Below are 12319 nucleotides of genomic sequence, written 5' to 3' on the forward strand. Positions count from 1 at the left end.
GGGTCGAAAATATGGAACTAAATGGCATTATTTTAGGGAGTAATTATTAGTTTGGCTATGTATAAATTGATTTTTTAATCGTGATTATTTCGTTACAATACGTCGCGATAAAAAAGAGGATAATTGAAAAAATATGCGTAAGGGTCGTTGTTGTGCCTTATTGGTATTGATATTTTTAATCGGGATAATTTCTTTGCCGTGGTGGATCTCTTCAAAACAACTTGAACGGACGATAAATTATTTCCTTGCGCCTGACTATTCCGTGCAATTATCCGATGATTGGGCGCTAAATAGTGGAGGTTTGAAACTCCCTGCTTTGCGAATCAAGGTCGGAACATGTACGCTGGCTAATCTTCACAAGATTCAACTTAATAATTGGTTTTCACCACATTTAATCGTTGAAAAGGCATCTGTCGATAACGCTTGCATTCAAAATATGCCAAGTCGCAACAACAAAACACCGGTAAAATTGACCGCACTTTTTGCGACCATGCCAATCTTTGAGATCAATGTTAAACAGTTTCAACTCTTAAATGCCGATGAGCTTGTTCCGCCTCTTTTTCATGATCTTCTCAATGCCGATATTTCAGCAACGGTCAAGCGTCGCCACGATCAATTTCAACTCAATTTTTCCGCCCGAAATCAGAAAGGATTAATATTACAACATCAATCAACCCTTTCCCCACAGGATAACCATTTCATTTGGCAAGGTAAAACCGATTATCAACCGGAAGAGAAACAACATTATCAATCTCATTTTAACCTTCAATTAAATGATGAAATTCTGCAAATGCAGCCAAAAGGTGAAATCACCTTTACATGGCAAAATCCCAATTTTTCTGTTAATCACGGGGAAGCAAACCTTGCTTGGCAGGGAGAAAAGGGCGTGATTAAAGCACAAGATCTCACGCGTAAATCACCATTGTTGGATGTGCCGTTTATTTTTACACAGAACGGACTAGACATTTCGTGGGGAACTTTTTATTGGACATTTGACGGTTATCAGCCGATCAAAGGCTTTTTAGGCTTGTCTCTACGTACGCCGTCAAAAGGTTGGCTTCCCTTTGGTATTGATACCAATATTATCGTACAAACTTTTGGTGAGTATGGAAAAGGCGAGATTGTGATTTCCGGCGAAAATGGCGAAATTGGCGGTGGCGAAAACCAAGATCAGATTCATTTTAATTTAAAAACGCGAGGCGATTTACGCTATAACAATACGGTGGCACAAACAAATTTAACTTATCATCTGGGCGGTTCATTTGCTGATCCATTACTGCGTTTTAACGAAGGTTCTATTTTTAAAATGGATAATCAACAACAAGATACCAATATTCATGTTCGCTTGCCATTAGATCAAATACAAATTGGTAAATACGGCTTAAACGGTCAATTACAAGCAAGCTTAAAAGGTTTCACACCGCAATTTTCCGCTATCGATTTAAAATTGGACGGCGAAGCGGACGAATTTATTGCAGGGATCAAAACCATCTTTGAATTACGCGATCCACAACAAAAATTACACGATGCCGAACAGGATGCGAATAACCGCTGGGATTGGATAATTAACGGTAGCGCTTATTGGAATACCTTAAACACACCGATAAAACTACAAGGTATCGGCTTTTGGAACGGCGATCATATTGAATTAAATCAGCTTACCGCCTATTCCGATAAAATTCGGACAAATGGCATAACAATGGCGCCGCTCTCGCTAGAACTAAAAGATCGTTTGTATTGGGATTACGAGAAATCCCATATTCGTGGTTTATTACAAGTCAAAAGCGACCGGATTCACTTTGATTACGGCGGCGGTTTCACTCAACCTGTTTTTGGCGTCGGTATTGATGGGGAAAGTATCGAACGTTTCAATATTGCCGGCGATCTAAAGGCGGGTACGCTAGGCCCTATTGATCTGTTCGCCCGTTATGAAAATCAAAGGCTAACAGGCAATATCAGTTGGAAAAAACAATCAGCAAATATATTCCAATCGCTTTTTCCGCAACAATGGGGCTGGTTAATTCATAATGGGCATATTAAAGGCGCGAGCAATTTCAATATCGATCATCAAGGAATTACGATGAAAGGGGACGTACGACTTTATCACGTCGGTCTTTCCTTTCCTGATGGTGAAATTAAAGATCTGGACATTCGTTTTCCGGTTAATTATCAGAATAATGTTTTACAAAATTCAGCAAATAATCCGATTAAAGTTTCTGTTCGCAATATGCGCAAAGGGGCATTATGGCTGAATGACGCAACATTTAATTTATTCGGTACTTATCCGAATTCTCACGCCAAACCACTTACATTGAGTGATGTAAAAATCGGTTTATTTGACGGTGAATTAACCATAGACAAACTCAATTTTCCGCAACATCAAATTGCAACGTTAACCTTCCGTAATATTGATCTCAATCAGGTCATGACAATGGCACAGTATAATCAAATTCATTTGGAAGGACGTGTGAATGCGACCTTGCCTTTTTGGCTCAATCATTCAGCCTGTTTAATTTGTGACGGCACATTACAACAAGCCGACAAAATGCGAATTAAACTGAATGATGAGGTAGCTAACGGATTGAAAAAAGGCGGCTTGACCGAAAGTATTCTGGTTAATTTATTAAAAGAAATGGAGCTTCAAAACGCCTATGCAAATATTCATCTTACCCCGAACGGGCAAATGAATTTACGTGCCAGCATTAAAGGTTTCAACCTCAATAATCCAAACCATGCACCGATTACATTAAACTATCATCACCAAGAAAATATGTTCGAATTATGGAATATGATAGACTACGGTGCGCAATTTGAACAAAATTTACAATATCGGCTTTATCAAGATTTAGAACATGAAAAAACACGTTAAAAATCGACTGCACTTTTTATTTATCTGTGTAGCTTTTAGCTTACTGACGGGTTGCACCCCGACTATTCAGCTTGATACCCCAAAAGAAGGCATCACAATTAATATGAATGTGGTGGTGGATCATAATATTAATGTCACAATGGATGAAAAAACCAAAGCTGTAATGGCGGAAAGCGATAAAAAATAATGGCTTACCTCTGTAAGCCATCTTATTTCTTAAAAATTTAATACTTTATCCGCTTCCATCGTCCAATCGGCAAGCTCTGCCAATGTACCGATTTCTATGCCCTCCGCCAAGGGTAAATCGGTGATCCCCCTCGCATTGGTACAGGTTTTACAAAGTTTTACGACTGCCCCTTGTGCGGTTAAAATTTCCAACATTTGCTGTAAATGATACCCTTCCGCCGGGTTTTGTTTTGCAAGCCCGCCACTCACCGCATCCGACATTAAAAACAGTTTCAAATTGACCGCACTTTTATGCTGTTCTTGTAACTGTAAAGCAAGGCGTAATGCACTAAAAAAATGTTCATCGCCATAAGGCGAAGAATGAATAATAAAAAGGATATTCTGCATAATCACTCTCGTAGTTCTCCTTCAAATATAAAAAGGGCGAACTTTCGCTCGCCCATAAAATTATCCCACCCAAACAAATTTCGCAACAAATAAAAGTGAAACCACCCAAACCGGTGCATTAATCTCCTTGATACGACCTGTGCAGGTTTTCATAATACAGTAGCTGATGAAACCAAATGCAATACCCTCCGTAATAGAGTAAGTAAAAGGCATCATGGCTGCGGTAACAAATGCCGGAGCGGCTTCGGTTAAATCATCCCATTGCACACGAATTAGGCTGGATGCCATCAAGATACCGACATAAACCAACGCCCCTGCGGTTGCATAGGCAGGCACAACACCAGCAAGCGGTGAAAAGAAAATGGTGAGTAAGAATAATACGCCGACGGTCACAGCGGTTAATCCCGTGCGCCCCCCAACCGACACACCCGCACCGCTTTCAATATAGGTACTAATTGCAGAAGTGCCGATATAAGAACCACCTACCGCACTGACACTATCAACTAATAGGGCTTGTTTCATTTTTGGGAAACGTCCTTTTTCATCGCTAATGCCTGCTTTGTCAGTTACCCCTAATAATGTACCAGAAGAATCAAATAGGTTTACCAATAAAAATGAGAAAATAATACCTAGCAATGCAGTATCTAACGCACCGGTAATATCTACTTTACCTACGACGGTATCTAATGCCGGCGGCATTGAAATCACACCGTGAAACATTACCGATTCATCTAACCAAAGTGCAAGCCCCGTGACGACCGCAATAGAAATCAATACGCCGGAAAAAATATTACGGGCAGCCAATACAACGATAATGAAAAAACCAAGTACGCCGAGTAACACTTTAGGATCATGCAAATCACCAAGAGCCACTAAGGTAGCCGGATTAGCCACCACAAGCCCCATATTTTTAAAACCAATTAATGCAATGAAAAAACCAATCCCTGCTCCAATTCCTACGCGAATACTTAACGGAATGGATGCCATTAACCAATAACGAATTTGTAAAAGCGTTAGGACGAATAAACCGACAGAACCCCAAAAAATGGTTCCCATTCCGATTTCCCAAGAATAGCCCAACTTCCCAACAACCACATAAGCGAAAAAGGCATTCAACCCCATTGCCGGTGCAAGTGCGATCGGCAAATTGCTAAATAACCCCATTGCCATTGTCCCAATACCGGCAATTAAACAAGTGGTAACAAAGACAACTTGTTTATCCATTCCTGCATCACCCAGTATTGAGGGGTTAACAAATACAATATAAACCATAGTAAAAAAGGTGGTGATACCCGCAATAATTTCAGTTTTTGTGGTTGAACCTTTTTCACGCAACTTAAAAACTCGTTCTAACATAATTGTTCCTTAAAATTAATAACCTTGATGATAAATAGCTTCGAGTAATTTGACGGCAAGATAAGCAAGATTAAAACGTTGATCATCGGCTACCGTCCAAAATTCAATGCCGTTTTCAACCGCACTTAACGGATGAATATGTAATTTTACCTGTGTTTCCCCGCTTTCTATTTCCCCATTTATTACCGGACTAATACTTGTGTCATGGTATTGTAAAAGTTCATTATCTTGCGGTTGGAAATCCGCCGCATAATCCCAAAGTGCGGTTACTTTTTGTGCCATGCCATAAAATACCGGTACTTGCACAGCATGAAATAGCACAGAATGGCATTGAGGAAAAATCTTTTGAAATTGCTCTGACAACGTCATTGTTTTTTGTGGATAGACATCAAATGCTAACCGCTTTTCATCGTCATCTAACGGGATACCATTCAACAAACGTGCTGTTTGTCCTGCTAATTTACTGACGGTTTCACCGTTCTGATAAGAAGCAGGAAGCAAAGAAGTCGCAAAAATTTGAGTAATATTGGTTGTCTGCAATACCGGAGACATCGCTAAAGCAAGTTGGCTAACTTGAGGATCCGGCAAACTCACAATATTACGTTGTCTTAATTCAACTAAATCACCCTCATTAATTGTCGGTACGACAACAGGTACATTGGAAAGTGCGGCACACACGCCTTTCATATCTATGATTACGCAACCGCTTTCAGCAGCAATCGCAATAGCGGCTAATTGTTCAACATCACCGGAAAAAAAGAGGTAATCAACCTCAGACCAATCCATTTCTTGCACAGAACGCTGTACAACGCTTTTATTATTAAAACGCACACTTTGTTCTTCATCAAAAGGGGAAATTTCTACAATTGATATGCGACCTATCGTTAGTTTACTTTCTTCAAGAGCTTCAGCAATTTTCTCACATAATTCAAATTCTGCCGCAATGGCAATATTTAGGCTTGCATCCATTTTTTTCTCCGCTATAAAATAAGCGCCCCATTCTACAAAAAAAGGGCTAAAAATAAAATGACACCGGCAATCGATTTACTTAAAAAACAAAAAATTCCTTTTATTCTTCATACTTACGAGCACGATCCCAATAATACCCATTTCGGCGAAGAAGCGGCGGAAAAATTAGGTATAGATCCCCATCGTTCTTTCAAAACCTTACTTGTAGCCGAGAACGGCGATCAAAAAAAGCTAGCCTGTTTTGTGTTACCTACATCCGATATGCTGAATTTAAAAAAAGCCGCCAAAGCAATTGACGTCAAAAAACTCGAAATGGCAGACAAAGACGCTGCGCAAAAAAGCAGTGGATATTTGTTAGGGGGAATTAGCCCCATCGCACAAAAGAAACGTTTAAAAACAGTTATAAATTCAACCGCACTTAAATTTGAGACCATTTATGTTTCCGGAGGAAAACGAGGATTAAGTGTGGAACTTGCCCCTAGAGATTTAGCCAATTTATTGAATGCTAAGTTTGTGGATATTATTGATGAAGAATAAGAATTGGGAATAATGAAAAAGGACAAGCTATTAGCTTGTCCCCCAAAATCAATTAAGCGTATTCTATCGCTTTAAATTGCTATAACCGATATTTTTATCGATTTCTGACTATTAAAAAGTAGAGGTATCTTGAAACAACCCGACTTTCAGATCCGTAGCGGTATAAATAATGCGTCCATCGACTTCGACTTCCCCATCAGCCATTCCCATGACTAATTTACGGTTAATCACCCGCTTTATATTAATACGATAAATCACTTTTTTTGCTGTGGGTAAAATCTGACCGGTGAATTTGACTTCTCCAACACCGAGCGCACGCCCTTTTCCCTTACCGCCGATCCAACCTAGAAAAAAACCGACTAATTGCCACATAGCATCTAAGCCTAAGCACCCCGGCATTACCGGATCGCCAATAAAATGGCAGCTAAAAAAAGGTAAATCCGGATGAATATCTAATTCAGCCTCAATATAGCCTTTTCCAAAAGAACCGCCCTCTTGTTCCATTTTCACAATACGATCCATCATTAACATCGTTGGGGCGGGAAGTTGCGGCCCTTCATCACCAAATAATTCACCACGACCGGATGCAAGTAAATCTTCGTAGCTATAACTTTCTTTTTTATTTAGTGTACAACTGTTTTGCATTTTTCTTCCTTCAATTTATTTTGTTTCAACAAACCTTGATACTAAGCATTCTAAAAGGAATAAGAAAGACTGTAAACAGATAACACTTGTTAGCTGAACTTGTCCGATCAGTTTTGTAATGAAGGAATCATAGACATGATATAAAAAATAAGAGCGAACATTTGTTCGCTCTCAATTTATAATCACCGAAAAAAATTAAATAAACCTTTTTTCGGCGGTTCCGTACGAAAATCAATTCGCTGCCGGATAAGGCGGGAAATCGGGGTTTTACGATCTTCGTAAATTTTATTTTCCTCTTCCAATAAATCACGTTGGAAGATCAATTCACAGGTTTGATAAATATCTTCGACCGGAAAAATAAAAAACTCGCCATTTTTGACCGCACTTACTACTTCATCGGAAAGACTCAGTTGCTGAATGGTTGTAGCCGGAATAATAACCCCTTGCTTTCCGCAGAGTCCTCGGCGTTGACAAATCGTGAAAAATCCCTCAATTTTGTCGTTTACCCCACCTACCGCATGAACCAGTCCAAACTGATCAATCGAACCGGTTATCGCAATATGTTGCGGCAAAGGCAATTCAGCCAAGGCACTGACAAGCACACAAAAAATTGCCAACGATGCGCTGTCGCCATCAATTTCACCATAGGATTGTTCAAAAACAAGAGAGGCGGAAAACGGTAGCTGAGAAGGCAATTCTAAAATATTCGACAGACAGGCCTGTGCAATCATCATTCCTTTACCGTGTAAATTTCCGGCAAGTTCATTTTTACGTTCGACATCGACCACTTCCCCTTCGCCAAATTGCACGACACAACTAATCCGTGACGGCTCGCCAAATACCACCGGTGTACCGGGATATTCAATCACAGATAAACCATTAATCTGCCCGACAATCTCCCCCTCTGTTTCGACATAAACCTGTTCATTGAGAATATCGGCATAGGTTTGCTCTTTTAAAAAGCTGTGTTGTACCCTTTGCTGTTGAAAAAATGCTTCAAAATCAACCGCACTTAGTGAGTTTTTTTGTGCTAGTGTCGCTGTATTAAGTAATACATTCTTCAAGATAGCAGGCGAAGCATTAATTAAAAACCGATTCTCACTTTCCCTTACAAGGAATTGATACAATTTATTTAATGCTGAAAAATCCAAAGCTAGCTGATTTTCCTCAGCGACACCATGAGCATAGCCGACCCAATTTTTTTGTTCATCAACATCAGTTACCGAAAGATAACTTTCAATTTCGGCATAATCCGCAAAATTGTATAAATTTTCTTCCAACTCCCCTAATGTGGCGAGTTCCGTACGATTGCCTAACACAATTACTTTGGTCTCAAGCGGATAACTTGGAATTTCACAAGGTAGTGTTTTAAAAGGATGCGCAGAATACCAATCGAAACGCTTGGTTTGTAAAATATGTTTTAAACGTTGCCATAAATCAAATTGTGCCAATAATGTTGACGCACTCAAAATCAGTACGCCTCCATTTGCACGGTGAATTAAGCCCGGATGAAGTTGAATATCTTGCGAGCTAGAATGCAGTCTGACACTACCAAAGAGCCGGAACGGATCACAATGCAATGCACTTAGCACTTCACCTGAAGCGGCAAAATTATCTTCCAACGATTGAGCAGGCTCAACTTCAATACGAGGAAATGAGAAGGAATCCCCTTGCTCCACTATATAATTTACCCCAAAAATCGACCGCTCTTTAGGTAACATTTGTCGTATTAATGGAATAAGCAAAGAGGCATAATCTACCTGATCATCAGCTTTTAATACCATAAGGGAGCGATTTGGATTACGCAAAAACAAAGAAAGGGCGTTTTTGGTATTTGGTTGTAAAGCCCAAAAATCAAGGGGTTGAGAGGGGTGTTCGGTATAGGCTAACAGGGGTTGTAGAGATTCCCAATTAAGGGATTGTTCTTGAAAGAAAGATGAACTCACTGGCAATTTCTCATTAGTAAAATTGGTCGCATTATCGCACATTTGCGTATATTGTAAAAATCAGCTGGAAAAATTAATTTAAAACACGTATATTAAGTGAGTTACCACGTCACTAAATATTACATATTATGAAATATCAAAAATTAGAAAATCAAGAAGCCAACTGGAAATGGATTTACTTGATTAGAAAATATCGTGAAGGTGAAAATATCACGCGCTACGAAGAAAAAAGCCGACAAGAATCGGTTGTGGCAGAATTAGTAGAAAGCCAGAATTATCCTGAAAAGATTGAAAATTGGATCAAACAACATCTTTCTACGGCACTACCGATTAAATTGGATCAGGCAATTCGGGCAAGACGAAAACGTTTTTTCAATGCGGAAAAACAATCTACAAAAAAGAAATCCATTGATTTGGAATATGCGGTTTGGTTACGTCTTTCAAAATATTCACGCAAAATGAATATGACCCTTTCGGAAACAATCACTTATATGATTGATGAACGTGAAAGTAAAGCCCTATATGAAAGCCAAATGTCAGCAATGAAAAGCAGCCTTAAAAATTTATTAAACCAATAAAAAAGACAGGGCGGTAAACCTTGTCTTTTGAATTAAACTAAATAGAGAAGTTTAAGAGCGCAGTTTAATTCGCGCTCCTGTTTTTATTCCACAATTGGAATAATCTTTGTGGCATGAGATCCTTTATCGCCGTGAATCACTTCAAATTGCACTTTTTGCCCTGCTTTTAATGAACGGTATCCGTCCATTTCAATCACAGAATAATGTGCAAAAATATCAGCTTCCACGCCTTCTGCGGAAATAAAACCAAATCCTTTTGCGTTATTAAACCACTTAACAATACCAATTTCCATTATTGACCTCTTAGGCTTCGCCTATACAATCATAAAACAAATAAGACGTGTGCCTTATCACCCGAATTGGCCGCTATCTTTAAATATTTTGATTTTTTATGCAACAAGCAATATTAAAAAATGTTATGGAGATCACAAAATATTTTTATTTTTCAGTATGTTTCGCTGATTTTTCATGTAATTCACGCAATTCTCTCGCTACAATTTGAATCGCTTCACCACTATTTATTCCTTTTGCCATTAATTCTTGAATTTTTTCAACTGCGCTTTGTTGTTCTTCGTGTGTTAATTGAATATCTAACATAAACCTACCAACCAAATTTTGTTATTAAATTTTGCCATTGCTCATCCAATGGTGCATGAATTGTGACTTTAACCTGCGAAATAGGATGAATAAAATATAATGTTTCCGAATGTAACAACAAACGTTTACACCCCGTATTTTCCGTCAACGCCCGATTTTGATGTAAATCGCCATATTGAGTATCGCCTAAGATAGGATGAAAAATATGCTTACAGTGTCGACGTAACTGATGCTTCCTTCCAGTATGCGGAATTAAGCGAACCAAGGAATAGCGTGAAGTCTTATAACGCCCTGCCGGATAAGGCATTTCTATAGTTTTTAGGCATTCATAATCCGTTACCGCCTCTTGTGCAACTTTGTCTTCTTTTGCAAACTTATCGGCGATTTTATCAAGTTGAATTTTCAACGGATAATCAATTCTATTCGCCCCCTCTAAATAACCACGCAACACCGCTAAATAGGATTTTTTCACCTTTTTTTGCTCAAATTGCTGACACATCAAATTTGCAATTTCACTATTTAAGGCAAACAGCAACACACCGGATGTCGGACGATCCAAACGATGAATAGGAAATACGTGACGTCCGATTTGATCGCGTAATGTTTGCATAACAAATTGCGTTTCATGGGGATCTAACCAGCTACGGTGTACCAACATCCCGGCCGGTTTATTTACCGCAACCAGCCATTCATCTTGATATAAAATCTCTAGGATCATTGATTCTGCAATAATTTTTCCAATTCCAATAAAGGGGCAAGTAATAACGCAAGCCCATCGAATTCTTTTAATGCTTCCTCAATGTAAGGTGAAATAGCAATTTGACTCGGTAGTGGTGCTACACTTTCCAACAACGCATACATACGTGGAATAAACACCCATTGTAGCCATTCTTCGGGCGCCATCGTATCAAGTGAAAAAGGCTCTTCGCTCAAAAAAGCTTCCTGTGCCGGTGGCACGGATTGCCACAAATTCAAGCTTTGCATGATTTGTTGTAGCTGTTCAAGATGAAGTTTGGTTTGATTACGCATATCGTCCTTATAATGAATAATGGAATCTGTCGCTTAAAAAGTGGTGTATTCTACGTAAAATCACGTTGTTAGGCAAAAAAGTGCGGTCATTTTTAATCGCGAATCACTGAAAAATCTTCATCTGAGATTTCTTTATGTGCATTCACTATCACTCGCTCAACGTTTGCCGTCACAGGCCCTAACCTTAACCATTGTTCGAAACTTTCCAACTGTTCTTCACTCCCCTGTGCAATGGCTTCCACCGAACCATCATCACGATTTCGTACAAAACCTTTAATTCCTAATTTTTTTGCTTCTTTCCAAGTAAAATAACGAAATCCGACACCTTGTACACGTCCATAAATAAAAAATTGTTTTGTCATATTATCACTTCTCCCAATCTAACTCTTATTAAGTATCTTTCTTGATTTTGGTCATCATTTTATCAAGAAATGAAATTCTAAGCTTTCCAATTCTTTAAAAATACCATACTATTTTTATCGGATTTATTTAGCTTAAATGGAGTGCTTATTATGTCTTTTGCTCAACAAACCCTTAGTGAATTAGCCGTTTCAATTCCGGGTGCAACAAAAATTTTCCGTGAATATGATCTTGATTTCTGTTGTGGCGGTTCTGCCCTTTTAGACGTTGCCGTACAACAAAAAAATCTTAATCTCGCTGAGATAGAAATGCGTTTAGCAAAGTTACAACAGCAAGAAAATACGGAAAAAGATTGGTCAAATACCTCTTACAATGAATTAATCGAACATATTATTGAACGCTTTCATAATCACCATCGCGAACAACTGCCCGAGTTAATTACATTGGCGAAAAAAGTAGAAAGTGTACATAGTGATCGCGAAGATTGCCCGCTTGGTACGGCTGCACAATTAGAAAAAATCCATGCAGAATTAAGCCAGCATATTATGAAAGAAGAAAACATTCTTTTCCCAATGATTAAACTTGGCAACTACGCCATGGCTGCCATGCCAATTCCTGTAATGGAAATGGAACATGACGAAGCCGGGCAGGACCTAGAGATTTTGAAACTGCTCACAAATCACCTTACAGCACCGGAAGACGCCTGCTTTAGTTGGCATGCGCTTTATAACGGCATTAATGCCTTTATTGACGATTTAATGCACCACATTCATTTAGAGAATAATATTTTGTTCCCGCGAGTACTAAATGAAAAATAAAATACGATCAAAACTATCGGTATTATGTGGCTGTTGTACAAA

At 38.9% G+C, this 12319-nt stretch carries 15 protein-coding genes; 5 read left to right on the forward strand and 10 right to left on the reverse strand.

What is annotated here, in order from left to right:
- The first annotated feature begins 133 nt into the window (after positions 1 to 133).
- Complete coding sequence (locus PNEUHYL_RS06715) at positions 134 to 2869, forward strand: YdbH family protein (protein WP_059366425.1); 2736 nt, start codon at positions 134 to 136, stop codon at positions 2867 to 2869.
- Positions 2853 to 3056, forward strand: a complete 204-nt coding sequence (locus PNEUHYL_RS06720; protein ID WP_059366426.1) for a YnbE family lipoprotein — start codon at positions 2853 to 2855, stop codon at positions 3054 to 3056. The genes PNEUHYL_RS06715 and PNEUHYL_RS06720 overlap by 17 nt, the downstream gene beginning before the upstream one ends.
- Before the next feature lie 29 nt (positions 3057 to 3085).
- On the opposite strand, the gene PNEUHYL_RS06725 is transcribed toward PNEUHYL_RS06720, so the two are convergent.
- Genes PNEUHYL_RS06725 through PNEUHYL_RS06735 form a run of 3 tightly spaced genes read right to left on the reverse strand, consistent with a single transcriptional unit; the run spans position 3086 to position 5767 of the window.
- Entirely contained in the window at positions 3086 to 3442 is a 357-nt protein-coding gene (locus PNEUHYL_RS06725) for a DsrE/DsrF/TusD sulfur relay family protein (RefSeq protein WP_059366427.1), read from the reverse strand.
- Positions 3443 to 3502: 60 nt separating this feature from the next.
- Positions 3503 to 4798 (reverse strand): NCS2 family permease, encoded by a 1296-nt coding sequence (locus tag PNEUHYL_RS06730; protein ID WP_059366428.1) that lies wholly within the window; start codon positions 4796 to 4798, stop codon positions 3503 to 3505.
- A gap of 15 nt (positions 4799 to 4813) precedes the next feature.
- Positions 4814 to 5767: an oxidoreductase gene (locus PNEUHYL_RS06735; RefSeq protein WP_059366429.1), complete on the reverse strand. Its 954-nt coding sequence runs from the start codon at positions 5765 to 5767 to the stop codon at positions 4814 to 4816.
- Positions 5768 to 5824: 57 nt separating this feature from the next.
- Between PNEUHYL_RS06735 and ybaK the strand changes: the two genes are divergently transcribed.
- Positions 5825 to 6304, forward strand: coding sequence for a Cys-tRNA(Pro) deacylase (ybaK, locus tag PNEUHYL_RS06740; protein WP_059366430.1), 480 nt, complete (start codon positions 5825 to 5827; stop codon positions 6302 to 6304).
- Between the two features lie 111 nt (positions 6305 to 6415).
- On the opposite strand, the gene fabA is transcribed toward ybaK, so the two are convergent.
- Complete coding sequence (gene fabA, locus PNEUHYL_RS06745; protein ID WP_059366431.1) at positions 6416 to 6949, reverse strand: bifunctional 3-hydroxydecanoyl-ACP dehydratase/trans-2-decenoyl-ACP isomerase; 534 nt, start codon at positions 6947 to 6949, stop codon at positions 6416 to 6418.
- Positions 6950 to 7131: 182 nt separating this feature from the next.
- Complete coding sequence (locus PNEUHYL_RS06750; RefSeq protein ID WP_059366432.1) at positions 7132 to 8895, reverse strand: AAA family ATPase; 1764 nt, start codon at positions 8893 to 8895, stop codon at positions 7132 to 7134.
- A 128-nt stretch (positions 8896 to 9023) separates the two neighbouring features.
- Here PNEUHYL_RS06750 and matP point away from each other — a divergent pair, with 128 nt between their 5' ends.
- Positions 9024 to 9473: a macrodomain Ter protein MatP gene (gene matP / locus PNEUHYL_RS06755; RefSeq protein ID WP_059366433.1), complete on the forward strand. Its 450-nt coding sequence runs from the start codon at positions 9024 to 9026 to the stop codon at positions 9471 to 9473.
- An 83-nt stretch (positions 9474 to 9556) separates the two neighbouring features.
- Here the strand turns inward: matP and cspD are convergent, their stop codons facing one another.
- From cspD to PNEUHYL_RS06780, 5 genes are all read right to left on the reverse strand, one after another.
- Complete coding sequence (gene cspD, locus PNEUHYL_RS06760) at positions 9557 to 9766, reverse strand: cold shock domain-containing protein CspD (RefSeq protein WP_018355702.1); 210 nt, start codon at positions 9764 to 9766, stop codon at positions 9557 to 9559.
- Positions 9767 to 9911: 145 nt separating this feature from the next.
- A complete protein-coding gene (locus PNEUHYL_RS06765) occupies positions 9912 to 10070 on the reverse strand; it encodes a YoaH family protein (protein WP_077582544.1) in 159 nt (52 codons plus the stop codon).
- A gap of 4 nt (positions 10071 to 10074) precedes the next feature.
- Positions 10075 to 10785: a tRNA pseudouridine(65) synthase TruC gene (gene truC, locus PNEUHYL_RS06770; protein WP_059368838.1), complete on the reverse strand. Its 711-nt coding sequence runs from the start codon at positions 10783 to 10785 to the stop codon at positions 10075 to 10077.
- Complete coding sequence (locus PNEUHYL_RS06775; protein WP_059366434.1) at positions 10785 to 11099, reverse strand: YqcC family protein; 315 nt, start codon at positions 11097 to 11099, stop codon at positions 10785 to 10787. The genes truC and PNEUHYL_RS06775 overlap by 1 nt, the downstream gene beginning before the upstream one ends.
- Positions 11100 to 11191: 92 nt before the next feature.
- Positions 11192 to 11461 (reverse strand): acylphosphatase, encoded by a 270-nt coding sequence (locus tag PNEUHYL_RS06780; protein WP_059366435.1) that lies wholly within the window; start codon positions 11459 to 11461, stop codon positions 11192 to 11194.
- 150 nt (positions 11462 to 11611) lie between these two features.
- Between PNEUHYL_RS06780 and ytfE the strand changes: the two genes are divergently transcribed.
- Positions 11612 to 12277 carry an iron-sulfur cluster repair protein YtfE gene (ytfE, locus tag PNEUHYL_RS06785; protein WP_059366437.1) on the forward strand — a complete coding sequence of 222 codons (666 nt, stop codon included), beginning with the start codon at positions 11612 to 11614 and terminating at the stop codon, positions 12275 to 12277.
- The last annotated feature ends 42 nt before the right edge of the window (positions 12278 to 12319 follow it).

The sequence above is a fragment of the Rodentibacter caecimuris genome (assembly GCF_001019715.1).
Classification (GTDB): domain Bacteria; phylum Pseudomonadota; class Gammaproteobacteria; order Enterobacterales; family Pasteurellaceae; genus Rodentibacter; species Rodentibacter caecimuris.